The organism is Actinoallomurus sp. NPDC052274 (genome assembly GCF_040679475.1).
Classification (GTDB): domain Bacteria; phylum Actinomycetota; class Actinomycetes; order Streptosporangiales; family Streptosporangiaceae; genus Actinoallomurus; species Actinoallomurus liliacearum.
Map to the genome: position 1 here is coordinate 30,952 of NZ_JBFAUT010000049.1, position 26,656 is coordinate 57,607.

Genomic DNA, 26,656 nt, shown 5'->3' on the forward strand with positions numbered 1-26,656 from the left:
CCCCTACCTGGAAACCTACCGGGAGACCTCCGGCTCCGGGGTCAGCTCGGGCCGGTCGCCCAGACGTCGGTGATGGGGCTGCGCGAGGCGCTCATCCCGGCGTGGGAGAGGCCGTAGGCGTCCTCGATCGTCCGGAGCACGCTGTAGTGGTCGATCTTCTCCGGGTACCTCCCGGGCTTGACCCGCGCTCCGGCGAAGATCGTGGCGATCTTGTTGCCGGGCGAGCCGTCGTTCTCGTCGAAGGTGACGATGAGCACGCTGTCGTGGGTGCTCGCCCACCGGACATAGCCGTCGAGGTTGCCCCTGAGCCAGGAGTCGCCGGTCTTGACCGGGCAGTTGTGCATGTCGTCGCACATGTCCGGGATGACGAACGACACCGTGGGCAGCGCGGAGTAGTCGGACGGGAAGTCGGCGAAGGACCGTCCGACCGCGTCCGGCAGGTCCGGGAAGTCCGCCCAGGGGACGTGCTTGCGGGCGTAGCGGCCGCTGACGCAGGCGGTCCGGTCGAAGACTGGCAGGGCCTCGGCGAAGCCCGCGAAGGTCAGCCTCGCCGCGGACAGCTCCGAGGCGAGGTTCGGAGCCGAGTAGGTGTGCGGGCAGGAGTCGTCGGTCAGCCCCTGGGTCGACCCGGAGAACAGCGCCAGGTAGTTCGGCTCGCTCGGGTGCCGGACCGCGTAGGAGTTCGTGAACAGCGCACCGGACCGGGCCAGCGAGCTGATGTACGGCGCGTCGGGGGTGCCGATCACCTGCCGGTCGGACTTGTTCTCCAGCACCACGACGACCACGTGCGCGGGCCGCGGCACCGCGCCGACCGTCGGGTGCGGGCCGACGGCGTGGGTCACCCCGTCGTTCCCGCAGCCGGCCGTCGACCACGCGGTGAGGAGCGTCGCCATGAGAAGCAGTGCGCGGTGGACACGTCGGTCCGTCACGACAGGCCTCCCATGCGAGAGCTCAACTACTACTCAAATAGTAGCATCCGGCCGAAAATCACTCGGTGTCTTCCTGGCGCAGCAGTTGCTGCAGCAGGACCTCGTCCTCGGGACTCAGTTCGGAGACGAATCGGGCCAGCACCGCGGCCCGGTCGCGACGGCGGCTCAGGAGGTCGTGCATCGCGGTGGCCGTGTGGGCGGCCTCGTCGACGTTGGGCGAGTAGACGAACCCGCGTCCCTCGCGGGTGCGCGTCGCCAGGCCCTTACGGTGCAGCCGCGCCAGGGTCGTCATCACCGTCGTGTAGGCCGGCGTGTCGGGCAGCACGGCCTGCACGTCCGCCGGGCTCATCGGCCGGCCGCCGTGCCACAGCGCGGCCAGCACGGCGTCCTCCAGCATGCCGGCGGGTCGCCGCCCCGGCTCATGCTCCATGGTCACGTCCCGCTCCAGACACCTCAGGTATTACCTCGATAGTAGATCGACCGGCGACCGGGCGCAGCCCTCGACCCGCCACCGTCTCCCGGGCCCATAATGAACGGCATGGTCATCGACGTCTGGATGCCGCTGCTGGTCCCCCTGCTCGCGGTGCCGCTCGTCCGCCTTCTCGCGGACCGCCTGGCACCCCGACCGGCCTCCTGGCTCTTGGCCGCCACCGGCGCCCTGCTGTCCGGCTGCACCATGCTGGCACTCGGCCTGCTGACCGGCGCGGGTGTGCTCCGGCTCGGCTCCGTGGCGTCCGCCGAGCACCTGTCGCCGCTCCTGCTGCGGCGGATGTCGCCGACCCCGCTGCCGCTGGCCTGGGCGGCCGGCATCGCCCTGGCCGTCGCGGTCGGCCTCGCGGGCTGGACGCTCCACCGTCGGATCACCACCCTGCTGCTTGCCGCGAAGACCGCGCCAACCCGGCGCGGCGGTCTCGCCGTGCTGCCGGACGACCTCCCGGACGCCTACGCCGTACCCGGACGCCCCGGCACCGTCGTGGTGACGACCGGCATGCTCCGTGCCCTCGACTCCCGGGAACGCGAGGTGCTGCTCGCCCACGAGCGCGCGCACCTGTCCGGCCGCCACCACTGGTTCACCCTGGTGATGGACGTGGCGGCCGTCATGCATCCGGCGCTGATCGCGCTGCGCGCGCCGCTGCGGTACCACCTCGAACGCTGGGCCGACGAGTCGGCGGCGGACGCGGTCGGGGACCGGCGTCTCGCGGCCCGCGCCATCGCGCGGGCGGCGCTGGCCGGCGGCCGGGCGGGCTCGGGCGTCGCCCCGGCGGGGACGTTCTCCGCGACCGCCGGTCCCGTCCCCCGTCGCGTCGCGGCGCTGCTGACCGCTCCGGCGGCGCGACGCTCTCGGCTGCTGCCCGGCATGGCGGCGGCCCTGGTCGCCTGCGTGGCGCTGTCGGGCGGGGGCGCGCTGGACGCCGCCACCGATCTCCGGGGCAGCATGGAGGCCGTGGAGGTCCACCGCCACCACAGGCCCGAGACCGCTGGAACCGTCCTCGCGGCCGCCCGCGCCGGCCGGGCGGCCGACGTCCGTCAGCGGACCCCGAGCCAGATCAGGCTGCCGAGCCCGGCCAGGACGCAGTAGACGGCGAACGGCGTCAGCGTCCGGGTCTCGAAGTACCGCGTGAGGAAGCGCACCGACACGTACGCCCCGAGGCCCGACAGCACGCTGCCGACCAGGACCTGGCCGTGGATGCCCTTGCCGAGCGGGCCGGTCAGGTCGGGGATCTTCAGCAGCCCGGCCGCGAGGATGACCGGGGTGGCCAGCAGGAACGAGAAGCGCGCGGCGTCCTCGTGGGACAGCCCGCGCAGCAGGCCGGCGACCATCGTGACGCCCGACCGGCTGATGCCGGGCAGCAGCGCGAGGATCTCCGCCGCGCCGATGGTCGCGGCCCGGCCGAACCCGAGCCGGGCCAGGCGCCGGTCCGACGCCACGGCCAGGTCGGTCGCCGTGGTCCCGACCGAGGCCGCGACGGCCCGGTCGGCGGTGCGTGACTCCCGGCGGCGCAGCCGCTCCCCCGCGTACAGGACCACGCCGTTGAGGGTGAGGAAGACGGCGACGGGAACCGGCCTGCCGAGGACGGTCCGGAACGTGTGCTCCGCGAACAGCCCGACGATGCCCACCGGGATGGTCGCCACGATGATCAGCCAGGCCAGGCGCTGGTCCGGGGTCTCGATGCGGCGATCGCGCAGCGAGGAGAGGAAGCCGCCGATGATCCGGATCCAGTCTCGCCGGAAGAAGACCAGCAGCGCCAGCGCGGTGGCCACGTGCAGGCCGACGATGAAGGCGAGATAGGGCGACTCGGGCGTCGAGACGTTCAGATCCCGTGCCCACCGGCCACCGACCAGGGCCGGGATCAGGACGCTGTGCCCCAGACTGGAGACCGGGAACAATTCGGCCACGCCCTGGAACAGCCCGACCACGGCGGCCTCGGTATACGTCAGATGCGACACCCGTACCCCTACGACTTGGAGATGAACTACTACCGCGATAGTTATTACTATCGCAATCGTAGCGAAGACGAGGCTTCGGGAGCCCGCCCGAGTCAGCCGGGCCGGTTCGTCAGGAGCACGCGCCCCTGCTCGGCCTCGACCGACCCGAGCGTCTCGAACGGCTCGAGAGCCCGCCGCCACAGGGGTTCGACGGCGGCCCGTCCCGTCGCCGCGTCCAGGGGCCCCCTCGGTACTGGACGCGGCGCGCCGTCGTCAGGGCCTTCTCGTGGTACGCGCTCGCCTCTTCGTGCGCGGCCGGGGGCAGATGGTCGGCCATCGCGTTCAGGCACTCGGCCTCGAGCCGCTGATCGCCGGTGTCGCGGAAGACGGTGAACGCCTGGCGGGCGTACCGCGCCGCCTGGTCGGGTCTCGACCCGCCCGAGGTCGTGGTGGACGCGGCAGACTGCCGCGGCTGACGCTCTCGCCGACGCGGTGCCCGAGTCGGCGGTAGATCGCCAGCGCCTCGTCCAGGTGGGTCAGCGCCTGGTGCAGGCTTCCGCGCGCCCAAACCGTCCGGGACCTGGCAGCCGGGCTCGGTGAGGTGGCCGGCCGGGCGGTCCGCAGGGCACGTCGGCGGCCTTCTCGAACGGGTGGCTATGTGGTGCCGAGGCTCTCGAGGCGGGCGGCGACGTCGGCGGCCTCCGGTGAGCCCGCGGTGGCCAACAGCGTCCGGGCCCGGGTCCACGCGCTCTCGGCGGCTCGGACGTCACCGTCGGCGAGCAGCACGGCGCCCAGGGCGTCCAGCGCCCGCGCCTCCCAAAGCGGCGTACGGATCTCCGCGCACCTGTCGGCGGCCTCGCGGAGCAGGACGACCGCCCGCCCGTGGTCGTGCTCCCCGGCGTGGCACCGGCCCAGGACGATCAGGACGCGGGCGCCGAGCAGGCGCTCGCCCGCCTCGCGGGCGAGCGTCAGGGCCTCGTGCAGCAGTGTCCGGGCCTGCTCGAACTCCCCGCGGTGCAACAGCACCTCGCCGAGGCCGCACCGCGCGGCGGCACCGCCCTGCGGGTCCCGGATCTCGTCGGTGACGCCCGCCAGCCGGGCGAACACCCGCTCGGCCTCGTCCAACTCGCCCAGCCCGAGGTGGAACCGGCCGATCTGGTCGAGGAGCTGCGGGTGGTAGCGCTCTCCGTCGGCCCCGCCGACGAGCGACCGCGCGGCGTCGAGGTACGGCAGGGCGAGATCGGGGCGGGCCAGTTCCAGGTGGATCTGGGCGATGCAGCGCAGGCAGATGACCTCGGCGCCGTGGTCCTCAGCGCGCCGGAGCCCAGTGAGAGCCTCCTGGTAGCGGGGCAGCGCCTGGTCATGGCGACCGCTCATGTGGTGGACGTACGCCGCCATGGTCAGGCACAGCGCGCGACCGTGCTCCTCGCGCACGCTCTCGAAGATCCGGATCGCCGAGTCCAGGTACTCCATGGCCTGCGCGTAGCGCTGGCGGGCGACGGCGAGGTGGGCGAGCCCCGTCAACGCGAAGGCCTCTCCCCGCTGGTTTCCGGCGCGGCGGGTCACGGTGAGCGCCGTCTCCGCCGTGACCCGCCACTCGTCGTGGTGGGCGACCGTCTCGAAGACGGACCACAGGCTGCACGCCAGGTCCCAGCACAGCTCGTCCAGCCCGAGCCGCGCCGCCTGGTCGACGGTGGCGAGCAGGCTCGGCCGCTCGCTCTCGTACCAGGCCACCGGATCCGCGCACAGCTCGGCGGGGGCCGGCCAGCGCGGGGCGGACCCGTGGAGAACGGCGTAGTCGCCGCCGAACAGCCCGATGTGCGCCTGTTGCGCGAGCGCCAGCCAGCCGCCGAACGCGCGCGCGAGCGCGGCCCGCCGGTCGGACGGGTCGTCCTGTGTTTCGGCGAGTTCGCGGGCGTAGACCCGGACGAGGTCGTGGAACCGGTAGCGGACGCCGGGCCCGTCGGCGCTCCGCACGTCGAGCAGCCGGGCGTCGAGGAGCTCGTCGAGATGACGCTCCGCGCGCCCGGGCGCGACGCCGAGGAGGGCGTCCGCGACCCAGGAGGCGAAGTCCGGCGCGTCGAGCAGGCCGAGGAGACGGAAGAGCCGTTTCGCGTCCGCGTCCAGTCCCGCGTAGCTCAGGGACAGTCCGGCCCGCACGGCGAGGTCGCCGACGGCGAGTTCGTCGAGGCGGGATCTCTCGTCGCGCAGCCGGCGCGTCAGATCCGTCAGCCGCCAGTGCGGCCGGGTCCGCAGCCTCGCCCCGCAGATCCGGACCGCCAGGGGAAGCCCGCCGCACAGCGCCGCGATCTCCAGAGCCGCCTCGGGCTCGGCCGCCACCCGGTCGGCGCCGGCGATGCGCCCGAGGAGCTCGACGGACGGCCCGGATTCGAACACCTCCAGGTCCAGGTGGTGCACGCCCTCCAGACCGGCCAGGCGCCGCCGGCTGGTCAGCAGCACGGCGCACGTCGGCGTACCGGGGAGCAACGGGCGCACCTGGGCCTCGTCGGCGGCGTTGTCCAGCACGACGAGGACGCGCCGAGGCGCCAGCAGGCTGCGGTACATCGCGGCGCGCTCGTCCAGCGTGTCGGGGATCTTCTGGCCGTCCACGCCCAGCGCCCGGAGGAAGCGGGCCAGCACGTCGGCGGGCGCGAGCGGCGCGTCATAGGCGCGGAGGTCGACGTGGAGCCGGCCGTCGGGGAACACGTCCTCGACCCCGTGCGCCACGTGCACGGCCAGTGTCGTCTTGCCGACGCCCGCCATGCCGGCGATCGCCGAGATCACGATCGTCCTGGCCTCCCCGTCGACGAGCAGCCGGGTCAGCTCCCGTACGGGGGCGGCCCGGCCGGAGAAGTCGCCGGCGTCGGGGGGAAGCTGCGCCGGTCGCGGCACCGGGGCCGCTCCGGCCGGGTCCTCGGCGGGCCAGGCGGGGCCGGCGGCCTCGGTCCCGCCGGCCGCGAGCCGTTTGCGCGCCACCAGCCACGGCACCGGGTCGACGCCGCACGCCCGGACGAACACCTCGACGAACTCCTCGCGCGGCAGGGTGTCGCGCTGCAGCGCCGTGGCGATCGTGCTGTACGGGAGAGGCACCCCCTGCACTCCGCTGCGCTTCTCCAACTGCCGGTAGGTCAGCCCGGACCAGGCGCGCAGCCGCCGGAGCGACGCGGTGAACTCCTGTGCCGTCACGGCTTCGCGCGGATCCGGAAAGGCGCCGTTCGCAGCGTCCTGCGCCGCCAAGAGGTCTCCCCTGCCGTCGATTCGGCCCATGTCGGCGTGGGCCGGTGTTCGCCAGGAATCCGGCTTCCTATCTACCTGATCTTCGAAGGCCGTGCGCGGCGGGGCGCATTTCGGACAACCGCTAATGAGCCGAGATCGCGCGATCAATCCTGGTCGGTCGGCAGGAGGGTGCCGAGCGGGCCGAGGTCGAGGTTCAGGTCCGACATCGACAGACCGAACCGCTCGCACAGCTCCTCCATCGCCTCTTCCAGGCGCATCAGCGTCACGCCGATCTCCTCGACCTGTTCGTCGGACAGGTCGCCCTGGTCGACCCGCCGGATGCACTGGCGCTCGACCAGCTGCCGTACGAGTTCGACCACGGTGAGGACCAGCTGCGCCAGGTCGCGCTGGACGGTCTCGGAGTCGGCCTCGATGCGCCGGCCGCCGCGGCGCACCGGGGCGCCTTCGGGGAGAACGGCGTCCGGGTCGTGCGGACGGGCGTCGAAGGGCTCGGTCACGGTGCCGCCGTCCCCGGATGGTCGGATCGTCGCGGTGCGATGACGTCGTCGCCGCCGACCGAGCCGATCAGCACCCGCAGCGAGATCCGGACCAGGTCGACGTCGGCGATGCACAGGGTCAGGTCGCCGCTGATGACGACGCCGCCGGCGAGCAGGCGGTCGAGCAGGTCGACCAGCGCCACGCGCTGTGCCGGGACGCCGCCTCGTACGGCCGGCGGGCGCTCGACGGAACGGTCGACCGTCACGCGGCCCCTCCCGCTCCGGGTTCACTGATCGTGAAGGAGTACGGCGCCCACGGCCCGGTGAGCTGAACGTCCAGCTCCGGGTCGCGGAGCGCGGCGACCGCGGCGGCGAACTCCTCGCCCCGCTCGTCGTCGACGAGGTACGCGCCGTTCAGCACCATCCAGTCGTCCCGGCCCGAAAGCTGCGGGTCCTGCGCCCGGTGGTGCCGGCGCGCCACCGCGATCCCGGCGAGGACGGAGTCGATCCGCTCGGCGCGCGAGGCCGCACGGCGCCATGCCTCCTCGCGCGTGCGCAGGTTCGTCCGGCGCCGCTTCAAATACGCCGTCCCCGGGCGGCCCGACGGGCTCTCCGACGCGTCGCCGGTCCCCGTGTCGTCCGGTGCGCCGCCCTGCGGAGTGGCGAAGACCTTCACGCCCCACTCGCGGCGCCCGGCGACGCGGGCGAGGACGTCGGCGAGCTCCTCGGCGCGGTCGCGCAGGAGAGCCTGAATCTGCTCGTCGCCCCGGTAGACGGTCACGAGCCGTACGGGGGCGACCGGACCGGTCTCCGCCGCCGCCTCGACGACCTGGTGATGGGCCCGCGCCGTCGCCTCCAGCCACGCCAGGTCCTCCAGGTTCCGTTTCAGGGCGGCCTCGCCGAACTGCGCGAGCGGCACCGTCCCCACGTACGCGGCGAGCCCGGCCTCCGTGACCGTCCGGACCGGCGCGCCCAGCAGCCCGGTCAGGCCCGGCGGCAACGGCGCCCCGGTGTCCCGGGCGATGGCGTACAGGTACGTTCCCGTGTCAGTCACGGCGGCGCTCCGGGTCGATCCGACGGCGTTCCGGCTCCTCGGCGCGGCGGCGCTCCGACTCCGAACGCGGCTCCTCGTACGGCGCCTCCACGGCCCGCCGGCCGCGCCGGCCCTCCTCCAGGTCGGCGACCCGCTCCCGCAGCCGGCGGTTCTCCTCTTCCAGGCCGCGCCGGTCGCCGGTCAGCCACGGGTCGTGCTCCCACCAGTCGATCCCCAGCTCACGCGCGGTCTCCACCGACACGATCAGCAGCCGCAGCTTGATGGTGAGCAGCTCGATGTCGAGGAGGTTCACCTGGATGTCGCCGGCGATCACGATGCCCTTGTCGAGGACGCGCTCCAGGATGTCGCCGAGGTTGGCCCCCTCACGCCGACCGGTCGACCCGCCACCGTACGGGGTGACGTACCCGCCGGTCATGAGCCCTCCTTCGTCGGCCCCATGACCAAGGTGCTCTGCTCACCGATGCCCTCGCTACGCTCGGTCATGAGCCCTCCTTCGTCGGCCCCATGACCAAGATGCTCTGCTCACCGATGCCCTCGCTACGCTCGGTCATGATGCCTCGCTGCGGCCGCGCGGGTAGCGCTGGATCCGGCGGTACGCGACGAGGCCGCCCTCCTCGTCGACCTCGACCTCGTACAGCGCCAGCGTGTCCGAAGAGGAGGGGACGCGCCGGGCCTCGAGCAGTTCGACGCCGGCGACCCAGCCGTTCTCCGCCGGGCGTATCGACACCACGCCCTCCGTGGTCTTGCCCGTGAGCGCGGTGATCTCCCTGCGTGCGGCGTGCGCCGCCTCCGCCGCCGACAGTCGCCCGGACCCGGCCGGCGCCGCACCCCGGCGCCCCGGCCCCGGCTCGTCCTCCTCGTAGTCGTCGGCCTCGTACTCGCCGTCGTAGTCCTCGTCCACGTCGTCATCGAGCCGCCCGCGCGCACGTTCCGGCCGGCCTCTGCGGCTGACGGACACGGTTTCTCCCTTCCGGCGGGGCGGCCGGAACCCGCTATGGGGCGCCGGTGGCCGGACCGCCGATCAGTCGGCCGAGGATCTCCTGCTGGGCCTCGGCCTCTTCCTCCTCCGAGATGAGACCGGCCTGCCGCCGCCGCTCGATCTCCTCCAGCTGCGCGCGGATCGCCGTCGGGCTGGTGAGCTGCTGCTCGACCTGCTGTTCGATGAGCTCGCCCAGCTTGATCACGCCCTGCACCGGGAGGAACGGCAACGTGAGGATCGAGGAGACCAGGCCCATGGCTCAGCCTCCCGGTCCGGGCGCGGGCGTGACGATGAAGTCGTACGGCGCCATCGGGCCGAGGAGGCGGAGGCCGACCCGCCCCTGCCACTCTTCGGCGATCTTCGCCACCGCCTTCTCGAACTCCGACCGCCGGTCGGTCTCGACGAGGAAGGCCACCTGGACGGCGTCCTCCGGGTGCGTCGGCCGCCGTGGGACGCTCGCCTGCGAGTACTCCGCCAGCGCCTGGGCCGCCCACTGGGTGTCGGCGTCGCGCTTGGCGGAGATCGCCTGCTCGATGAACTGCCCGAGCCGGATCCGGGCGTCCCGGGTGAGCTCCTCGGGACGGTCGCGGATCTGCTCCAGCAGGCTCGCCGCGTCCGGGTTCTCCGCGATGATCTCCCGGAGCACGGCGCGCTCCTCGTAACGGCCCTTCACGACGTACTCGACCCGCCCCTCGATCTCGTCCAGCGCCGCGAGGAACTGATCGTGGTTCGCGGCCAGCAGCTCCTGCTCGACCGCCTCCCGGCTCGCGAGGACCGCGCCGAACCGCAGCGGGAGGACGGGGACCTCCACGGCGGCGTCGTCCAGGAGCCGCTCGTGCGCGGTGAGGTCCTCAGGCCGGCCGATCGGCCCGCCCAGGTCGATGTCGCTGACGAGTGCCGCGATGTCCCCGTGCCGCACGAGGTCGACGTCGCCGTCCCGCAATCCGCGGGCGTCGGGGGTCAGCTCCACGTCTCCCGGCAGGATGCCGTAGACGTAGCAGCCGACGTTCCGGGTCTGCTGGGCCTCGCGGGCCTGTCCGGGCGCCGTCATCTCACTCCTCCCCCGGCCGGCGGCGCCGACGTGGGGCCCGCTCGGCGTCGTCCATGCCCACGAACTCGCGGAGCTTCTCGCCGACACCCTCGATGGCGCCGCGGGTCTTGTACTTCGCGCCGCCCTCCTGCAATCCCTTCATCAGCCCCGGCAGGCCCTGCTCCTCGGTCTGCGTCAGGTCCAGGCGGTTGGCCGCCTCGGCGAACTGCAGGTACGTCTCGACGCTGGCGACGACGATCCGCGCGTCGATGGCCAGCACCTCGATGCCGACCAGCGACACCCGGACGTAGGCGTCGATGACCAGACCCTTGTCCAGGATCGTGTCGATGACGTCGGCCAGGCCGCCGCCCGATGGGCGTCCGAGCCCCCCTCCGCCCGCCGGCTGTACTGCCGTGGTCATGGTTCCCCCCGTGGTCGCGTCAGTGTCACCTGCGGCGCTCGCGGCGTGCCGAGCGCTCGGACCGATCCCCTCGCCCGGTGTCGCCGCTCCGTCTCCCGGAGGTCACGCGCTCACCGCGCCCCTGCTCCTCTTCCTCGCCGGGTTCTCCCTCTTCGTACTCGGGCTCCTCCTCGCCCTCGTACTCCTCCGGGTACTCGCCCGCGCGCTCGCGCTCCGGCTCCTCCTCGGGACCGGCCCTCTTCTCCCGGCCCTCGGCCTTCTCCTGCTCGCGCACGGCGGTCTCGTGGTCCTTGACGACCTCACCGTCGCGGATCTCGCCACGCCATCCCTCGATCTCGTCGGGGCGCAGGATCGCCTGGGTCATGACGTGCCGCCGGAAGTGCTTGAACTCCAGGCGCGCGCGGCGGCCCTGAGCGCGCCAGAGGTTCCCGGTGTGCTCGAACAGCCCTTGCGGGTGGTACTCCAGCACCAGCGCGATGCGCGTCATGTCGGGCCCGATCTCGCTGAAGGCCACGGCGCCGTCCACATAACCCTTCGGCCCCCGGGACCGCCAGACGATCCGCGTGTCGGGGACCTGCTCGATGATGGTCGACTCCCAGGAACGATGCGACCAGAAGACCTGCGCCTTCCACCGGACCTTCTCGTCGGACTCCTGCTGGACGTCCTCGACCTTCTTGGTGAACGACGGGAAGTCCTCGAACTGCGTCCACTGGTTGTAGACGAGCTGGAGCGGCGCGCCGACGTCGAGGGTCTCGACGATGTTGGTGACCTTGAGCTTCTTGCCCTTGCCGCCTTTGCCGCCCCCGCCCAGCTTCTGCTCCAGCTTCGTCTTGGCGTACGCCTTGACGGCGGCGAGGCCCGGAGCGAGCCGCTCTCTCAGCGACCCCTCCTTCCCACCGCCGGACAGGGCGGACAGCACCCCACCTCCCGCGCCCTTGGCGAGGCCGGACAGCAGGCCGCCCTTGCCGCCCTTGGCCACGCCGGACAGCAGACTCCCGCCACCGCGCTTGGCCAGGCCGGACAGCAGGCCCCCGCCGGCGCCTCCCGTCAGGGCGGACAGCAGCCCGCCCTCGCCGTGCTCGGAGTAGTCGCCGAGCCGGTCCGCGGTGCCCTCGATCCGCGCGAGCAGGCGCGTCGCGGCCCGCGTTCCCATGGCGGTGACCAGGCTCTGCAGCTCGTTGATCAATCGGTCGGCGTGCAGGTCCTTCAGCAGGTCGCCACCGGCGAGCTGCTCGGTGGTCTGCTTCAGCGGGTCGGTCACCGAGCGCGTCTCCGTCATCGGCGCTCACCTCCGCGTCCGCCGGACGGGCGGCCGTCGCCCGCTCAGCGGGGCCTCCCGTAGCGGCCGGTCGTCGGTCTCCTCGTCGTACTCGTCCTCCGGCTCCGCTCGTCGGGGTGCCCGGCGCCGCACGCCGCGCGGCCGGTCGGAGATCTCGTCCTCGGTGTACTCCTCGGCGGCGCCGGGCCGCTCCACGTCCTCCTCTTCCCCTTCTGGGAGGTCCCGGGCCCGCGGCCGGCGACGGATCGCGGACGGTCTGCGCAGCGCGGCGGGCCGGCGCCTCGGCCGTTCCTCGCGCTCCTCTTCGTAGCGCTCGTCCTCCTCTTCCTCGTAGCCGCCCCGCTCCTCCGCGGGCTCCTCCGGCTTCCGGGCGGCACCGGGCGTAGGCGGCCGGAGAAGAGACTCGGTCCGCCGCTGAAGACGGTCGCTGAGCGCGTCGATCTGGCTGCTGGCGGCGGTGACGGCCGCCGCCTTGCCGACCTCGACGAGGCGGCCGCGAACGGTGTCGGTCAGGTTCTTCACCTCGGGAGAGGTGTTCAGGAGTTTGGTGCCCTGCTTGACCAGGCTCGCCGGGTTCTTAGCGATGCGTCCCGAGGCTCCGGCCGCGGCGAGCGTCAACGCGAGCCTCATCTTGCGCCTGCGGCCCATCAGGTAACCCGCGCCGACGGCGAGGGCGATCCGCAGTCCGTCCTTCATGATCGTGTCCCCCTTAGCGCCCGCAGTCGGAGCGGGTGCCGTGCCCCCATCCGCCCTGACCGATCGTCGACCTCGGCCGCCCCTACTGCCGATATCGCCGACATCCAGCGTAAAAACGATCAATACGTAGGTCTGTACCGATCGCCTTACCCTCCGTGTCGTCCGCAAAACCCGCCTGCGTGTGGCCCGGATAACGACGGGTACGGCGCAAAGTAAGGCGGTTTGCGGTGATCGGGGGGTCACCGCGCCAACGGAACCGGACCGTGGACGCCGACGAAGGCGCCCATGCTGACAAATACGGGGATTGTCATGACTATGCCGATGAGACGGCGAGCCAGGGGCGGCCGGCTGCACGGGATGGAGCCGGCCGGGCTGCTGCACCGGGATCCCTTCGCGGACGTTCAGGAACTGCTCAACCGGATGACCGGGCTCATCCACGCGCCGGTGGAGGCCGAGGCCGAGCGTCCGTGGGTACCGGTGGCGGAGATCGACGAGACCGACGAGGGCTACGTCGCCCGGCTCGAGTTGCCGGGCATCATGCCGGACGAGATCGACGTCGGCATCCGTGACCGCGAACTCTGCGTGAACGGAGAGGTCAGGGAGGAGACCGAGGGATCGAACGCGCTGCGCGTACGGGTCGGGCGGTTCCACTACCACGCCTCGCTCCCATCCGACGTCGACGCCGACAACGTCGAGGCGAACCTGGAAGAGGGGGTGCTGACCCTGCGCATCCCGAAGGCGCGGCGAGCCCACGGGCACCACATCCCGATCACGGGCGGACGCCCCGCGGAAATGCCGGCCGGCGGCACGGAGACCACCGGCATGCCCGCCGAAGGACAGGCGACCGGGATGCCGGGGGGAGGAACGCCGCCCTCCGCGGGCATACCGAGTGAGGGGATCCGGCCCGAGCGCTGAGGAGCGCCGGGCGTAGTGTCGAAGGAACGGCAGGCCGCGGGCCATGGCCGCGGCGGTCTCGCGGTGAGTTCTGCCGCAGGAACCGTCGCCGTCCGAGCGGATCCGCCGGCCCCGGCAAACGTGCGCCGCGAACCCGGCCCGCCGGCGGCTCAAGCGCACCCGCATCGGGGTGGCCGTGCCCGCCGCGACGACGCGGCCGCGACCGGCCCGAGACCTGCCTATTCTCGGCCCGTGCAGCGTCCCGGCCGTTAGCCGTCGAAGACCCGAGGGTTCGCGTCGGCGGGACCGGCAAGGTCAAGATTCGGTGCGGAGCGGCTCCCGGTTGCCATGTGCCCGGCTGTCGAGCCGGGCACGTGGCGAGGGGTGCCGGACCCTGGTGGGCATGAAGATCGAAGGTCTGTCGCGGTCCGGAACGGGGATGCCCGCCATCCGCGTACCGCCGTCGTGGGGGCGCCGGGCGGTGGTCGGTGGTGTGGGGCTCCTCGCGTCCGCGTTGCTCGTCTGGGAGTTCTCCCGGCCGCACGCCCTGGTCGGAGTGCACCAGCTCAACTCCTACAACGACGGCGTCTATTTCGGCGCGGCGTTGCGGCTGGCCGGCGGAGAACTTCCCTATCGAGACTTCACCTTGCTGCATCCGCCGGGTCTGCCGCTGATGTTGGCGCCCGCCGCGGCCTTGGCCGACCTGGTCGGCGAGCCGGTGGCCATGGCGATCGCCCGCGTGCTGACGGCCATGATGGCGGTGGGAGTCGCCGTGCTCGGCACGCTGCTCGTACGGCATCGCGGGCGGGTCGCGATGATGACGACGGGCGTGGCGCTGGCGTGTTCTCCGCTGGCCTTCGATGCCGCCAACACCGTCGAACTCGAGGCCTATCACCTCGTGTTCTGCCTCCTCGGCGCACTCGCCCTGTTCGGCGGGACCGGCACCCTGACGTCGAGTCGCCGCCGGACGTTCGCCGGTGGCCTGGCGCTCGGCTTCGCCTGTGCGGTGAAGATCTGGGCGGTGCTGCCGATCGCGGCCGTCCTGGCCGTCTACCTGGTCTTCCACCTGAGGGACGGGCGACGCGGGCCGCTCCGGTGGCTGGTAGGCGGCATGACGGCGGGGGCGGCGGTGCCCGTCGCCCCGTTCTTCGCCCTGGCCCCGGGACGATTCCTCCATGACGTGTTCTTCGTACAGCTCAGCCGGGGCACCTCGGGATGGGCGTCCATGGCGGTCACGGACCGGTTCGCGTGGATGACCGGCCTTGGCGGCGTACCCGGGTTGACCGCGGCATCCGTCGTGGCCACCGGCGTGCTGGCGGCGCTGATGACGGCGGTCGTCGTCAGTTACGCCCTGGCCGGCGACCGCGTCGCACTGGACTGGTTCGTCCTCGCCGCCGCGCTCGCGACGGTGGCCGGGCTGTGCGTTCCGCGGCAGTTCTTCAACGGCTACGGCTACTTTCCCGGTGTCTTTCTCGCGCTGCTCCTCGGCGTGGTCGTCGGCAGATTCGCGCGCGCGGTGACGATCAGCCGCTTCGGAACGGAACGCAACGTGAAACTCCTGCGACGAACCGCGATGACGACTCTCCTGGTCGTCGCCTATGCCGCCGCCCTGGCGCGGATCGGTTACGCACGGAACTACACGGCCTCCTATGTCGACTCCGGGCGAGATCTCGCCTCCTACATCCGGAGAGGCGCCTGTGTGGTGTTCGACGGCGCCACCGCCCTGATCGAGGCCGACCGCCTCACCACGAACCGACGTTGTCCAGCGACGGTGGACGTCTACGGGCAATGGCTCGCGGCCGACCCGGCGCACCCGCCGCCCTATGCGGGCCCGTTCGAGCCACGGCTGGTCCGGGAGTGGGAGGCCGCCATGCGCCAGGCCGACTACCTGTACCTGGTGTCACCGCGGAGCAGCTTCGTGCCCTGGACCCCGCAGGTGTCCTCTTACCTGTGGGCGCACTACACGCTGGTGTACACGGCGCCCGGCGCCTGCCTCTTCCAGAAGACGGCGGAACTCGATCCGAGACGCCTCCCCCGCGACGCCGCGGATCGACTGGTCGGCGCGGGACGCTCCGCCCAGGAGGGCGGCGACACGGAGGGCGCCCTGATCGACTACACGGCGGCGGCCCGCATCGCCCCCCGCGACGCGGTCCCGCACTACAACAAGGGCGTGATCCTCCAGGGGAGCGGGAGATCCACCGAGGCGGAGCTCGAGTACCTGAAGACCCTGGCCATCGATCCACGGTTCGGCAGTGCGCTCTACAACCTGGGCGTGCTGCTGACCGCGACCAGACCGGCGAAAGCGATCTCCTTCTACGAGAGGGATCTGCGAGTCGAGCCGCGCAACGCGGCGGCTCACCTCAACCTCGGCCTGTTGCTGGTGGGGCGAGGTGAGAGCGGCCTGGGCCGGGAGCATCTGCGCACGGCGATCCGCCTGAACCCGGAGTTCCGGAACCAGGTGCCCGCGGGGGTCAGGCTCTGACGTCCGGCGGACACGGAACCATCGACAACTTCTTATCCGCGCGGATAAGATTATCCATATGGATAAGAAGTTGTACGAGTCGATCCGCGCCCTCTTCGTCACCGTCCTGGTCATCTCGATCACCACCCTCGGCGTCGCGGCAATCATCGGCGGCAGCGCCGCCGTGTGGATCCGCGGCACCATCGTCGTCGTGATCGCCGTCCTGCTCATCGCGCTGGCCAGGCGCAGCCACCACGGCAGTCGTGCCGCCTATCGGCGCATGCGGCTGATGTCCACCGTCGCCCCGGTGGCGATCGTGGTCATCGTCGCGCTTCCGCACGACGGCTTCCCGGCCTGGATGAAGGTCGAGCAGGCGGTCGTGGGTCTCCTGCTGGCCGTCGTCGCGGTTCTGGTGAGCCGCAAGGCCGTCCGCCGCGCCTACGCCGGGGCCGACCACTAGGTTTGAGGGCCATGACCACCCGTCAGGCGGCGACCGCGGCCCGCAAGGAGCAGATCATCCGTACGGCGATCGCCCTGCTGGCGGAGCGCGGCTACCAGGCGACCACGTTCGAGGCGATCTGCCAGGTGGCCGGGCTCAGCAGCAAGCGGCTGATCACCTACCACTTCTCCAGCAAGGACGCGTTGTTCGCGGCCGTCGCCGACCAGGTCGTCGCCGACGCCGAGAGCTACATGCGGCCCGCCCTCGACGCCGCGACCGGCGCCCGTGAGCTGCTCACCGCCGTCATCCGGGCGAACGTGGCGTTCATCGCCGGCCATTCGCCGCAGGTGCGGGCGCTGCAGCAGATCCTCCTGGGCGGCGGTCTGGGCGACTGGGAACGGCACCACATCGACTCCGTGCGTCGGCTGGCGGACCTGTTCGGCCACGGGCAGCGCACCGGGGCGTTCCGCCCCTTCGATCCACAGGTCATGGCGACGGCGCTGCGCGCCTCGATCGACAGCGTGGCGCCGCTGCTCTCGGCCGGCCTCGACCCCGACCGGTGCGCGGACGAGCTGGTCGTCCTCTTCGACCTCAGCACCCGATCCGCGTGAGCCGGGAGTCCTCCGGTCGGCTGGTTCCCTACCGCTTGGCGCAGTGCCGCAGTTCGTCCGACCACAGCACCGGCGTACGCGGCGGCCGTGCCCGCACCGCTTCCTAAATTACCAGTATGGCTCGCTTGTCTTCAGGCTGGTCGAGACGCCCTGCTGGGAAAGCGGGTCTGCCCGAGCTCGAAGAGGTCGTGCACCTGTGACAAGGGGGAATTTTCGGCCGGATATGACCAACTGCCCCGTGCCCGCGGTTCACACGGGCGGGGTGTAGCCGCGGGTGCGGACGAGGTCGCGGGTGAGCTCGGTGAAGGCGCGGGTGGCGGCGCTGCGGTAGGCGCCCTCGCGGTGCAGGAGGGTCACGGTGCGGGTGGGCAGAGGCGGGTCGAGGGGGACGGGGGTGAGGTGGGGATGGTCGTGGGTGATGGCGTCGGGCAGGACGGTGGCCAGCGGGATGCGCTGGACGATCTCGGTAAGGGCCTGGATGGAGTTGGCCTCGACCGCGATGCGAGGGGCGGCCCGGTAACGGGCGAAGTAGGCGTCGATGTGGCTGCGGGTGGCGAAGTCGCCGCTGAGCAGGGCGAGTTGCTCGTCCTCGAGGGCGCGGACCGGTAGCGGTCTGGGCATCGTCTGGGCGCGGGGGTTTCCGGTGACGAGGCTGAGGGTCTCGGTGAACAGCGCGGTGGCGGTTACGCCGGGCAGGTGGGGGCCGGCGAAGGCGATGCCGAGGTCGAGGTCGTCGGCGAGCAGGGCGGCTTCGATGCGGTTCTGGGTCATCTCCGCCAGGGTGAGGCTGACTCCGGGGTGGCGGGTGCGGAGCTCGGCGGTGAGCGGGCCGATCAGATAGGCGGTGAAGGTGGGGGTGACGCCCAGGCGCAGGTGGCCGCGGGAGAGGTCCTGGACGTCGTGGACGGCGCGTTCGGCGGCGGCCAGGTCGCGCAGTGCGCGCCGGGCGTGGTCGGTGTAGACGGCACCGGCGTCGGTGAGCCGTACCGTGCGGCCGGTGCGGTCCAGCAGCTGTACGCCCAGGGTCCGCTCCAGCTGCTTGATCTGCTGGGAGAGTGTGGGCTGCGAGATGTGCAGCTCCTCGGCGGCGCGGGTGAAGTTTCCGTGTTCGGCCACGGCGAGCAGATAGCGCAGGTGGCGTAGTTCGAGAACAGCCATGGGAACAACTATAGATATGGGCAATAGCTTCTATGGCCAACAGCTCTTGGACGCTATAAGCACAGGTCATGCATAGTGGATTTCGTCAGCCCGTAGGGGCCGATCACCCGAAGGGAGTGACCCGTGCAGGACCTCGCCGAGGGCGTCGCCCGTTTCCAGAGGGACGTCTTCCCGGCCAAGGCGGAGCTCTTCGCCCATCTGGCCACACATCACACGCCGCACACGCTGTTCGTCAGCTGCTCCGACGCCCGCGTCGTCCCCGAGCTGATCACCGGCGCCGAGCCGGGTGATCTGTTCGTCATCCGCACCGCCGGCAACCTGGTGCCCGCCTACAGCCCCGAAGCCGACGGGGTGGCGGCGAGCATCGAGTACGCCGTCGCCGCACTGGGGGTGCGGGACATCGTCGTCTGCGGCCACTCGGCGTGCGGCGCGATGACCGTACTCGCCGAGGGCCACGACCTCAGCGGTGCCCCGGCGGTCGCCGCCTGGCTGCGGCACGCGGACGCCTCCCGGTCCCGCACCACCGCCGGCGGTGACGTCCCCGTCCTGGTGCGGAACAACGTGCTCGCCCAGCTGGCGAACCTGGTCACCCACCCCTCGGTCGCCCGCACCCTGGCGGAGGGGAAGGTCGCCCTGCACGGCTGGGTCTACGACATCCCCACCGGCCGCGTCGAGAACCTGACCGCCGCCGGCCCCGTGCTCGCGGCCTGACCCTCCCGGCTTCGGTCTCCCGCCCGCGACAGCCTGCCGGGGACCCCGTATCCGCTCGCCACTCCGCACGCATCTCCTGCTCGTGAAGTGGCCCACCTGAGAGAAGGACGTACTGATCATGGTGCACGCACAGTTCGACCCGACCGCTCGCGAGGCCCTGGCCGCCGCCGCCGTGGAGGCCAAGACCCGTAAGGACCTCTCCTGGCAGCAGATCGCCGACGCCGCCGGTCTGTCGGTGGCCTTCACCACCGCCGCCGTTCTCGGCCAGCACCCGCTGCCGGAGAAGTCCGCCAAGGCCGTGACCGAGCTGCTGGGCCTGGATGAGGACGCGGCGATGCTGCTGCAGACCATCCCGACCCGCGGTTCGATCCCGGACCGGATCCCGACCGACCCGACGATCTACCGCTTCTACGAGATGCTCCAGGTCTACGGCACGACCCTCAAGGCCCTGATCCACGAGCAGTTCGGCGACGGCATCATCTCCGCGATCAACTTCAAGCTCGACGTGAAGAAGGTCGCCGACCCCGAGGGCGGCGAGCGCGCCGTCATCACCCTGAACGGCAAGTACCTGCCGACCAAGCCCTTCTGACGATCCGACACCGAAACGGCGGCACAGACGGGTGGCGACGGGGGGCCGGAAACCGCCTTCCGGCCCGTCCCACCCGTTCCCCGAACCCCGCCAGGCCGCCTGCCGGCGGCCTGCCCAGCCAACCTCCGGAGGACCTCCGTGGACTTCGTCCAGCGCACCATCGACATCGCCCGCCAGAACGTCGCCGAGGGCGGCCGCCCGTTCGCGACCGTCATCGTCAAGGACGGCGAGATCCTGGCCGAGAGCCCCAACAAGGTCGCCCAGACCGGCGACCCCACCGCCCACGCGGAAATCCTCGCCATCCGCGACGCCTGCACCAAGCTCGGCACCGAGCACCTGACCGGCTCCACCATCTACGTGCTCGCCCACCCCTGCCCGATGTGCCTGGGAGCGCTGTACTACTGCTCCCCGGACGAGGTCGTCTTCCTCACCACCCGCGACGCCTACGAGCCCCACTACGTCGACGACCGTAAGTACTTCGAGCTGAACACCTTCTACGACGAGATCGCCAAGCCCTGGCAGGAGCGCCGGATGCCGATGCGCTACGAGGCACGCGAGGAGGCCGTCGAGGTGTACCGGTTCTGGCAGGAGCGCAACGGCGGCGAGCGCCGCGTCGCGGGCGCCCCCACCGCGTGACCAGGTGATCGGGCCCGAACGACGCTCCACCCGCGACGGCGCCTTTCGACCGGCGCGCAACTCGTTCAACAAGGTTGCCGCCCGCACGGCGGGCGGCAACCTTCCTACTTCCCGGCCCCTTACCGCTTGAAGGTGCGACGGGCCTCCTTCGCGGCGTCCTTGACCTGCTCGCCGACCTGCTTGGCGCCGCCCTTCATGCGGTCCCTGCGTCCTTCGGACTCCAGGTACGGATCGCCGGCCCCTCGGCCCGCCGCCTCCTTGCCGCGACCCTTCGCCTTCTCCAGCTTGTTCTTCAGCTTGTCCAGGAGACCCATCGGCTCCCCCTTCCGTACGAAGCTGTACGGGCTGGTCATTCCCCTTCGTTGACGACCTATTCGGTTCTTCGACCTCGGCGTACGGCTCTCCGTCACCGGTCACTCACGCCACCGATCGGCGATCTTGAAGAGTAGGCTGGCGGCTCATGGAGGTCCACGATCGGCGGATCGGCCCGCACGGCGAGCTGGTCCTACGCGGCGACGGCGAGCACTTCGAGATCATCAGCAACGGCGTGTTCCTGATGGACACCCGGGCCGGCGCGTCGGAGCGCCTCCTGGTCAGGGCGGCCCTCGACCGCCTCGCCCGCCCGGCCGATCTGCTGATCGGCGGGCTGGGCGTGGGTTTCTCCCTCGCCGAGGCCGTACGCTCGCCGTACACCCGGCAGGTGACCGTCATCGAGCGGGAGCAGGCGGTGATCGGCTGGCACGCCGGCCCGCTCCGGCCGTACTCCGAGGGCGCTCTCGACGACCCGCGCGTACGCGTCGAGCGCGCCGATCTCCTGGACTGGCTGCGCGCGCCCGGCGAGCCGTACGACGCGATCTGCCTGGACATCGACAACGGCCCGGAGTGGACGGTCAGTCAGGGCAACGCCGCGCTGTACGGTCCCGAGGGGCTGGACCTGCTGGCGGGCCGGCTGCGCCCCGGCGGCGTCCTCGCGGTGTGGAGCGCCGCCGCCGTCACCGCGTTCGCGGATCGGCTGCGGGAGCGGTTCGCCGACGTGTCGGCGCATCCGGTCGAGGTCGCGCGCGGCGAACCCGACGTCGTCTACCTGGCCGCGACCCGGGCGGCGTAGCGGCGTTCCAGCTCTCCGGCGTCCTCACCGGAGCCGGGGCGCTCCGCGTCGCGCAGCCGGTCGGTCAGCGACCGCAGCCGCAGGTGCCAGGCGGCCAGGGCGGCGGCGCACCGGCCGCGCTCCTCCGCCGGTCCGGTGTGGGTGAGCACCACGCGGGTGCCCGCCGGGTGGCCGCCGGTCAGCTTCCATCGCACGCGCCCGAGGGCGTCGTCGCCGGACGGCCAGACGTACTCCAGCAGCCCTGGCGCGTCGACCTCGGTCACCTCACCCGGCGCGACGGGATCGACGGTGGCCCCGGGCGGCGGGGTGCCGCCGGTGGCGGCCCCGGAACCGGCGAGCGCCGGCCAGACCTTCTCGATGGGGTGCGGGACGTTCCGCTCGAACCGGATGGTCCAGCCCCCGGCGTCCTCGATCAGGTCGCCTTCGTCCAGGCCGAACGCCTCGGCGTACCCGTCGTGCCGCGCGGCGTAGTCCTCCGGAACCGGCGGTGTGGGAGCGCCGGCCAGGGCCGAGTCCAGCGAGGCCAGGCAGGCGTCCCAGCCGGCGGCGAAGCTGCCGGCCATCGGCCGGTCGGTGAACGTGTGGGTGAAGACGAGGAGGCAGCCCTCGCCGTCGGGGTGCAGTTCCCAGCGGAGCGGATCCTCGTACCAGGTGAAGGCCAGCACGTGCGGCGGATCGAGCTCGGTGATCTCCCCGGAGCCCAGCGGGAGCTCCTGGAACTCCTGCTTGAAGCGGATCTTCCCACCGGGGCGCAGGTCGATCTCCTCGACCTCGGAGGGGAACCAGTGCGCGAGATGGGCCGGGGCGGTCAGGGCGCGCCAGACCTTCTCCACCGGATGCCTGAGGCGGCGTTCGAACCGGAGGACGCTGCGGCCGTCCGCGGTCTGCATGGTCGGGTTCATGTGTCGTCGGTCTCCATCGTGTCCAGGTGGCGTTCCAGTGCGTCGAGCGAGTCGGACCACAGCCGCCGGTAGGGCGCCAGCCACGCGTCCACCTCGGCCAGCGGCTCGGGGCGCAGCTCGTACCACCTGCGCTGCGCCTCGGGGCGGGCCCTGACGAGACCCGCCTCACGCAGGACCCTCAGATGTTTGGAAGTGCCGGGCTGGGTGAGGCCGAGGGCCTCGGTCAGCTCCCCGACCAGACGGGGACGCTCGAGCAGCAGGTCCAGGATGCGGCGGCGGGCGGGTTCGGCCAGTACGTCGAAGGTCGTGCTCACCCAGGGAACATAACGGCACAGCTATATTCCTGTCAAGGAATACAGCAGCGTCGGCCCATCCGGGGCGGCCGGGACCCGTACGCTGCCGCTCGTGACCGAATTCGACGCGTACGAACGTGAGCTGTGGGCCGGCCGAGCCGACGCGTACGAGCAGGGCTTCGCCCGGCTGACGGCCCATGCGGTCGAGCCACTGCTGGACGCGGCCGGGGTGCGCGCGGACCGCCGCGTGCTCGACCTGGGCACGGGCCCAGGGATCGTCGCGGCCGGCGCGCTGCGCAGGGGCGCGATCGTCGCGGCCGTGGACGCCGATCCGCAGATGGCACGGACCGCGGCGCGCAACGCGCCCGAGGCGGACGTGCGGGTCGCGGTGCTGCCCGTCCTACCGCACGAGGACGCGGCGTTCGACGCGATCACGGGCAACTTCGTCATCAACCACGTCGGCGAGCCCGAGACCGCCCTGCGGGAGCTGCGCCGCGTGCTCCGGCAGGGCGGCCGGGTCGCGTTGACGTGCTGGACGATGCCCGGCAGCGGCGTGCTCGCGCTGGTCCGCGACGCGATGGACCAGGTGGGCGTGCCGTGGCCGGACGACGTGCCGCTCAGCCCGTTCCTGGAGTACGGCCGGCCGGACGCGTTCGGCGATCTGGTGGGCCGGGTGTTCCGCGACGTCGCGGTGCAGGAGCTGACCTGGGACTTCGAGTTCGAACCGGAGGAATGGTGGCGAACCGGGGCGATGGCGCGAGTCGGCTCGAACGGCGTCGTCCTCGCCCGGCAGGACGCCGCGACGATCGCGCGGGTCAAAGAGGCCTATGACGGGATTCTGAAGCCGCACGCGGTGCGGAGCGGGCGCGTGCGCGTACCCGCCCACGCGCTCCTGGCCCACGGCACGCGCTGACACGCGTTCCCGCCCGGTCGGGCGCCGCTATACGGTGAGCCGGGAGTCGAGGAAGGGGCGTGCCGGTGCGGGCGGTGGCGTACGACGGGTTCGGGCTGATTCCGGAGGTACGAGAGGTGCCCGATCCGGAACCGCCGCGCGCCGGGGCGGTGATCCGGGTCGAGGCCACCGGGCTGTGCCGCAGCGACTGGCACGGATGGATGGGCCACGACCCCGACATCACGCACTTTCCGCACGTACCCGGGCACGAGCTGGCCGGAGTCGTCGCCGCGACCGGCCCGGACGTCACCGGATGGCGGGCCGGCGACCGGGTGACGGTGCCGTTCGTGTGCGCGTGCGGCCGGTGCGCGGCGTGCGCGGCCGGCGACCAGCAGGTCTGCGAGCGGCAGACGCAGCCCGGCTTCAGCCACTGGGGATCGTTCGCGGAGTACGTCGCGATCGACAACGCCGACGTCAACCTCGTGGCCCTGCCCGAGGAGTTGCCGTACGCGACGGCGGCCGCGCTGGGCTGCCGGTTCGCGACCGCCTTCCGGGCCGTCACGGCGCAGGGGCGCGTGGGACCGGGCGCGTGGGTGGCGGTGCACGGCTGTCGGGTTGTCCGCGGTGATGATCGCCGCGGCGTGCGGGGCCCGGGTGGTCGCGGTCGACGTCTCCCCCGGCGCCCTGGAACTGGCCCGCCGCTTCGGCGCCGCCGCCTGCGTGGAGGGCCCGGACAGGGTGGCCGAGACCGTCCGCGAGATCACCGGCGGCGGCGCGCACGTGTCCCTGGACGCGCTCGGCAGCCCGGCGACCTGCGCGGCGTCGGTCGAGAGCCTGCGCCGCCGCGGACGTCACGTCCAGGTGGGCCTGCTGCCCCCGGCCGCCGGGCCCGCCGTCGTGCCGATGCACCGGGTCATCGCGCTGGAGCTGGAGGTCCTCGGCAGTCACGGGATGGCCGCGCACGCCTACGGCCCGATGGTGGCCATGGTCGCGTCCGGCGCGCTGCGGCCGGACCTGCTCGTCACCCGGACGATCGGCCTGGCCGACGCGCCGGCCGCGCTGGCGGCGATGGACACCGCGCCCGCCGCGGGCGCCACCGTCATCGCCCCCTAGGTTCCCTTGTGCAGATGGGTGAAGATCCGGCGCAGTAGCGAGTGCAGCACGGCGCGCTCGCCTTCGTCGAGGGGGGCCAGGACCTCTTCTTGAACGGCCGACGCGTCGGTGGTCAGCTCCGAGAGGGCCATGCGGCCGGCGGCGGTGATCGTCACGGTCACGCGGCGCCGGTCGGCCGGGTCGCGCGCCCGCTCGACCCGGCCCGCGGCGGCCAGCTCGTCGAGGACCTTCACCACGTCGCTCGGATCGATTCTCAGGCGGGCGGCGAGGTCGCGCTGCGCGTGCGGACCGAAGTCGGCCAGTGCGGCCAGGACGGTCATGTGCCAGAGACGCATCTCGCGGGCCGTGAGGCGTTCGGCGATCCGGCCGCGCGCCGTCTTCCCCACCCGCGACAGCAGGTAGGGGGTCAGCGCCAGCAGGCTGGGCGGTGTCTCCTCCATGATCCGCCAAGTGTAGGGTGCACGCCAATGATGGGTCTTCACCTACTATTCGGGAGGTCGTCGTGGACGTGCTGTATCCCCGCCTGCTGGTCGGCCGGTTCGCCGAGTGCTTCGGGTTCTATGACGCGGTGCTGCCCGAGCTGACCGGCGCCACGCTGGCCCGAGGCGACGCGGCCGGGCCGTACGCGAGCTGGGACGTCGGGAACGAGGGCCTGCTCGCGCTCTTCGATCGCGCCGCGATGGCCGCGGTCGCGGGCACCGCGGACCTGCCCGCCGACGCGCCGGCCCAGGACCGCACCATGGTCGTCGGCCGGGTCGCCGACGTCGACGCCGGATACGCGCTGTGCCTGCGCCACGGCGGCCGCCCGGTCGCGGCCCCGGCCGACCGCCCGGAGTGGGGGCCGGCCCTCCGCAACGCCCTGGTCCGCGACCCCGACGGGAACCTGCTGGAGCTGCAGGCGTACTGAGCCCGCGCCACCGGCCGCGGGCGACCCCGGCAAGAGCCGACATCGGCGATGTTTAACGCCAGACGGGGCGGCTACCCTGCATTCCGGGCATCACCTCAGGCGGGAACCGCCGCGCGGAATCTCGCGAATCGCAGGGGACCCTGCTGTTTGAACGGGTTCAAATCTCCCGTACAGTGGGATCTCGTGACCCTCGCTGTTGGACTGCCGGAGCGGCTCGCCGTACGCACCGTCCCCGTGCGCGCGCCGGAGGACCTGCTGGCACGACTCCCCCACTCCACCGCCCTGGCCTGGGTGCGGCACGGTGAGGGGCTCGTCGGCTGGGGCGAGGCCGCGCGTGTCGCCGTGCCGGCGGGCGAGGACCGCTTCACGTGGGCGCGCCAGTGGCTCGCGGCGCTCTTCGACGCCGCGACGGTCGAGGATCCCCTCCAGGTGCCCGGCTCCGGGCCGGTCGCCTTCGGCAGCTTCTCCTTCGACCCTCGCTCCGGGGACTCGGTGCTGATCGTGCCGCGCACCGTCCTCGGCCGCCGGGACGGCCACGCCTGGTACACCACGATCGGCGAGCGCGCAGACCCGCTGACCCTCCTGCGTCCCCCGGCGCCGCCCACCGGCATCCGGTGGGCCGACGGCGAGGTGACCGCGCCGCGGCACATGCGAGCCGTGGCCGCCGCCGTCGAGCGCATCCGCGCGGGCGACCTGTCCAAGGTCGTCCTCGCCCGCGACCTGCTGGCCGTGGCCGACGAACCCATCGACAGCCGGATCCTGTTGCGGCGTCTCGCCGACCGCTTCCCCTCCTGCTACACCTTCGCCTGTGCCGGGCTCGTCGGAGCGACGCCCGAGCTCCTGGTCCGGCGCATGGGCGGTCAGGTCGAGTCGCTCGTGCTGGCCGGGACCATCGCGCGCGGCTCGGACGGCGACTCCAGCGCCGCCACCCTGTTCGCCTCGGCCAAGGACCGCGAGGAGCACTCCTACGCCGCCGACATGGTCCGCGCCGCGCTGGCCCCGCTGTGCTCGGACCTGACGGTGCCCGCCGAGCCGGAGATCCTGCGTCTGTCCAACCTCATCCACCTGGCCACGCCCGTACGCGGCCGGCTCGACGAGGAGCGCTCGGTCCTGGACGTCGTCGGTGCGCTGCACCCGACGCCCGCGGTCGGCGGCACGCCCACCGACCCCGCCCTCGCCCTGATCCGGGAGCTGGAGGCCATGGACCGCGGCCGCTACGCCGGGCCCGTCGGCTGGATCGACGCCCGCGGCGACGGCGAGTGGGGCATCGCGCTGCGGTGCGCGCAGATCGGGGGACCGCGCGCCCGGCTGTACGCCGGCGGCGGCATCGTCGCCGGCTCCGACCCGGCCGCCGAGCTCGCCGAGACCCAGACCAAGCTGCGCGCCATGCAGTACGCCATCGAGGGCTGAGCCC

The 26,656-nt window shown here is 72.4% G+C and carries 32 protein-coding genes and 1 pseudogene; 14 read left to right on the forward strand and 19 right to left on the reverse strand.

Features of this window, described 5'->3' with window-relative positions:
* Positions 1-41 precede the first annotated feature (41 nt).
* On the reverse strand, positions 42-929 hold the full coding sequence (locus tag AB0K82_RS32310; protein ID WP_364404340.1) for an alkaline phosphatase family protein: 888 nt from the start codon (positions 927-929) through the stop codon (positions 42-44).
* 58 nt (positions 930-987) lie between these two features.
* Positions 988-1,359, reverse strand: a complete 372-nt coding sequence (locus AB0K82_RS32315) for a BlaI/MecI/CopY family transcriptional regulator (protein ID WP_364404417.1) — start codon at positions 1,357-1,359, stop codon at positions 988-990.
* 108 nt (positions 1,360-1,467) lie between these two features.
* On the opposite strand from AB0K82_RS32315, the gene AB0K82_RS32320 reads away from it, so the two are divergent.
* The gene (locus tag AB0K82_RS32320) at positions 1,468-2,508 is read left to right on the forward strand and encodes a M56 family metallopeptidase (protein ID WP_364404342.1); all 1,041 of its coding nucleotides are present in this window, start codon (positions 1,468-1,470) and stop codon (positions 2,506-2,508) included.
* Here the strand turns inward: AB0K82_RS32320 and AB0K82_RS32325 are convergent.
* From AB0K82_RS32325 to AB0K82_RS32380, 12 genes are all read right to left on the reverse strand, one after another.
* Entirely contained in the window at positions 2,457-3,377 is a 921-nt protein-coding gene (locus AB0K82_RS32325) for an undecaprenyl-diphosphate phosphatase (RefSeq protein WP_364404344.1), read from the reverse strand. The two genes, AB0K82_RS32320 and AB0K82_RS32325, sit on opposite strands and share 52 nt — an antisense overlap.
* 633 nt (positions 3,378-4,010) lie before the next feature.
* A complete protein-coding gene (locus AB0K82_RS32330) occupies positions 4,011-6,593 on the reverse strand; it encodes a tetratricopeptide repeat protein (RefSeq protein WP_364404346.1) in 2,583 nt (860 codons plus the stop codon).
* Positions 6,594-6,736: 143 nt separating this feature from the next.
* The gene (locus tag AB0K82_RS32335) at positions 6,737-7,090 is read right to left on the reverse strand and encodes a gas vesicle protein K (protein ID WP_364404348.1); all 354 of its coding nucleotides are present in this window, start codon (positions 7,088-7,090) and stop codon (positions 6,737-6,739) included.
* The gene (locus AB0K82_RS32340) at positions 7,087-7,335 is read right to left on the reverse strand and encodes a gas vesicle protein (protein WP_364404350.1); all 249 of its coding nucleotides are present in this window, start codon (positions 7,333-7,335) and stop codon (positions 7,087-7,089) included. Before AB0K82_RS32340 ends, AB0K82_RS32335 begins: the two co-directional genes overlap by 4 nt.
* A complete protein-coding gene (locus AB0K82_RS32345) occupies positions 7,332-8,123 on the reverse strand; it encodes a GvpL/GvpF family gas vesicle protein (protein WP_364404352.1) in 792 nt (263 codons plus the stop codon). The genes AB0K82_RS32340 and AB0K82_RS32345 overlap by 4 nt, the downstream gene beginning before the upstream one ends.
* Entirely contained in the window at positions 8,116-8,538 is a 423-nt protein-coding gene (locus tag AB0K82_RS32350) for a gas vesicle protein (RefSeq protein ID WP_364404354.1), read from the reverse strand. The genes AB0K82_RS32345 and AB0K82_RS32350 overlap by 8 nt, the downstream gene beginning before the upstream one ends.
* 132 nt (positions 8,539-8,670) lie before the next feature.
* Entirely contained in the window at positions 8,671-9,081 is a 411-nt protein-coding gene (gene gvpO, locus AB0K82_RS32355) for a gas vesicle protein GvpO (RefSeq protein WP_364404356.1), read from the reverse strand.
* 34 nt (positions 9,082-9,115) lie between these two features.
* Positions 9,116-9,358 carry a gas vesicle protein GvpG gene (locus AB0K82_RS32360; protein WP_364404357.1) on the reverse strand — a complete coding sequence of 81 codons (243 nt, stop codon included), beginning with the start codon at positions 9,356-9,358 and terminating at the stop codon, positions 9,116-9,118.
* Between the two features lie 3 nt (positions 9,359-9,361).
* The gene (locus tag AB0K82_RS32365) at positions 9,362-10,153 is read right to left on the reverse strand and encodes a GvpL/GvpF family gas vesicle protein (protein ID WP_364404359.1); all 792 of its coding nucleotides are present in this window, start codon (positions 10,151-10,153) and stop codon (positions 9,362-9,364) included.
* 1 nt (position 10,154) lies between these two features.
* Positions 10,155-10,553: a gas vesicle protein GvpJ gene (gvpJ, locus tag AB0K82_RS32370; RefSeq protein WP_364404361.1), complete on the reverse strand. Its 399-nt coding sequence runs from the start codon at positions 10,551-10,553 to the stop codon at positions 10,155-10,157.
* Between the two features lie 25 nt (positions 10,554-10,578).
* Positions 10,579-11,832: an SRPBCC family protein gene (locus tag AB0K82_RS32375; protein WP_364404363.1), complete on the reverse strand. Its 1,254-nt coding sequence runs from the start codon at positions 11,830-11,832 to the stop codon at positions 10,579-10,581.
* Between the two features lie 6 nt (positions 11,833-11,838).
* Positions 11,839-12,528: a hypothetical protein gene (locus tag AB0K82_RS32380; RefSeq protein WP_364404364.1), complete on the reverse strand. Its 690-nt coding sequence runs from the start codon at positions 12,526-12,528 to the stop codon at positions 11,839-11,841.
* Between the two features lie 321 nt (positions 12,529-12,849).
* Here AB0K82_RS32380 and AB0K82_RS32385 point away from each other — a divergent pair, with 321 nt between their 5' ends.
* The 4 genes from AB0K82_RS32385 (at position 12,850) to AB0K82_RS32400 (ending at position 16,933) form a co-directional block, all read left to right on the forward strand.
* Complete coding sequence (locus AB0K82_RS32385; RefSeq protein ID WP_364404366.1) at positions 12,850-13,443, forward strand: Hsp20/alpha crystallin family protein; 594 nt, start codon at positions 12,850-12,852, stop codon at positions 13,441-13,443.
* A 382-nt stretch (positions 13,444-13,825) separates the two neighbouring features.
* Complete coding sequence (locus tag AB0K82_RS32390; protein ID WP_364404368.1) at positions 13,826-15,904, forward strand: hypothetical protein; 2,079 nt, start codon at positions 13,826-13,828, stop codon at positions 15,902-15,904.
* Positions 15,905-15,962: 58 nt separating this feature from the next.
* Positions 15,963-16,343, forward strand: a complete 381-nt coding sequence (locus AB0K82_RS32395; protein WP_364404370.1) for a hypothetical protein — start codon at positions 15,963-15,965, stop codon at positions 16,341-16,343.
* An 11-nt stretch (positions 16,344-16,354) separates the two neighbouring features.
* On the forward strand, positions 16,355-16,933 hold the full coding sequence (locus AB0K82_RS32400; protein ID WP_364404371.1) for a TetR/AcrR family transcriptional regulator: 579 nt from the start codon (positions 16,355-16,357) through the stop codon (positions 16,931-16,933).
* A 249-nt stretch (positions 16,934-17,182) separates the two neighbouring features.
* Here the strand turns inward: AB0K82_RS32400 and cynR are convergent, their stop codons facing one another.
* On the reverse strand, positions 17,183-18,091 hold the full coding sequence (gene cynR, locus AB0K82_RS32405) for a transcriptional regulator CynR (protein ID WP_364404373.1): 909 nt from the start codon (positions 18,089-18,091) through the stop codon (positions 17,183-17,185).
* A 123-nt stretch (positions 18,092-18,214) separates the two neighbouring features.
* On the opposite strand from cynR, the gene AB0K82_RS32410 reads away from it, so the two are divergent.
* From AB0K82_RS32410 to AB0K82_RS32420, 3 genes are all read left to right on the forward strand, one after another.
* Entirely contained in the window at positions 18,215-18,802 is a 588-nt protein-coding gene (locus AB0K82_RS32410) for a carbonic anhydrase (RefSeq protein WP_364404374.1), read from the forward strand.
* A gap of 118 nt (positions 18,803-18,920) precedes the next feature.
* A complete protein-coding gene (gene cynS / locus AB0K82_RS32415; RefSeq protein ID WP_364404376.1) occupies positions 18,921-19,391 on the forward strand; it encodes a cyanase in 471 nt (156 codons plus the stop codon).
* Positions 19,392-19,529: 138 nt separating this feature from the next.
* Positions 19,530-20,027, forward strand: coding sequence for a nucleoside deaminase (locus AB0K82_RS32420; protein ID WP_364404378.1), 498 nt, complete (start codon positions 19,530-19,532; stop codon positions 20,025-20,027).
* A gap of 119 nt (positions 20,028-20,146) precedes the next feature.
* On the opposite strand, the gene AB0K82_RS32425 is transcribed toward AB0K82_RS32420, so the two are convergent.
* Entirely contained in the window at positions 20,147-20,380 is a 234-nt protein-coding gene (locus tag AB0K82_RS32425) for a CsbD family protein (RefSeq protein WP_364404380.1), read from the reverse strand.
* Between the two features lie 107 nt (positions 20,381-20,487).
* On the opposite strand from AB0K82_RS32425, the gene AB0K82_RS32430 reads away from it, so the two are divergent.
* Positions 20,488-21,135, forward strand: coding sequence for a spermidine synthase (locus AB0K82_RS32430; protein WP_364404382.1), 648 nt, complete (start codon positions 20,488-20,490; stop codon positions 21,133-21,135).
* Here the strand turns inward: AB0K82_RS32430 and AB0K82_RS32435 are convergent.
* Together AB0K82_RS32435 and AB0K82_RS32440 are read right to left on the reverse strand one after the other, a co-directional pair.
* The gene (locus tag AB0K82_RS32435; protein ID WP_364404384.1) at positions 21,108-22,037 is read right to left on the reverse strand and encodes an SRPBCC family protein; all 930 of its coding nucleotides are present in this window, start codon (positions 22,035-22,037) and stop codon (positions 21,108-21,110) included. The two genes, AB0K82_RS32430 and AB0K82_RS32435, sit on opposite strands and share 28 nt — an antisense overlap.
* Positions 22,034-22,351: a metalloregulator ArsR/SmtB family transcription factor gene (locus AB0K82_RS32440; RefSeq protein ID WP_252781336.1), complete on the reverse strand. Its 318-nt coding sequence runs from the start codon at positions 22,349-22,351 to the stop codon at positions 22,034-22,036. Before AB0K82_RS32440 ends, AB0K82_RS32435 begins: the two co-directional genes overlap by 4 nt.
* A 91-nt stretch (positions 22,352-22,442) precedes the next feature.
* On the opposite strand from AB0K82_RS32440, the gene AB0K82_RS32445 reads away from it, so the two are divergent.
* From AB0K82_RS32445 to AB0K82_RS32455, 3 genes and pseudogenes are all read left to right on the forward strand, one after another.
* Positions 22,443-23,243: a methyltransferase domain-containing protein gene (locus tag AB0K82_RS32445; RefSeq protein ID WP_364404386.1), complete on the forward strand. Its 801-nt coding sequence runs from the start codon at positions 22,443-22,445 to the stop codon at positions 23,241-23,243.
* A gap of 200 nt (positions 23,244-23,443) precedes the next feature.
* Positions 23,444-23,635: pseudogene (locus AB0K82_RS32450) on the forward strand (alcohol dehydrogenase catalytic domain-containing protein); the annotation flags it as partial.
* A 211-nt stretch (positions 23,636-23,846) separates the two neighbouring features.
* Positions 23,847-24,335: a zinc-binding dehydrogenase gene (locus AB0K82_RS32455; protein WP_364404419.1), complete on the forward strand. Its 489-nt coding sequence runs from the start codon at positions 23,847-23,849 to the stop codon at positions 24,333-24,335.
* On the opposite strand, the gene AB0K82_RS32460 is transcribed toward AB0K82_RS32455, so the two are convergent.
* Complete coding sequence (locus tag AB0K82_RS32460; RefSeq protein WP_364404388.1) at positions 24,332-24,775, reverse strand: MarR family winged helix-turn-helix transcriptional regulator; 444 nt, start codon at positions 24,773-24,775, stop codon at positions 24,332-24,334. The two genes, AB0K82_RS32455 and AB0K82_RS32460, sit on opposite strands and share 4 nt — an antisense overlap.
* Before the next feature lie 62 nt (positions 24,776-24,837).
* On the opposite strand from AB0K82_RS32460, the gene AB0K82_RS32465 reads away from it, so the two are divergent.
* Together AB0K82_RS32465 and AB0K82_RS32470 are read left to right on the forward strand one after the other, a co-directional pair.
* Complete coding sequence (locus tag AB0K82_RS32465; protein ID WP_364404390.1) at positions 24,838-25,242, forward strand: VOC family protein; 405 nt, start codon at positions 24,838-24,840, stop codon at positions 25,240-25,242.
* A gap of 183 nt (positions 25,243-25,425) precedes the next feature.
* Entirely contained in the window at positions 25,426-26,652 is a 1,227-nt protein-coding gene (locus AB0K82_RS32470; protein WP_364404392.1) for an isochorismate synthase, read from the forward strand.
* The last annotated feature ends 4 nt before the right edge of the window (positions 26,653-26,656 follow it).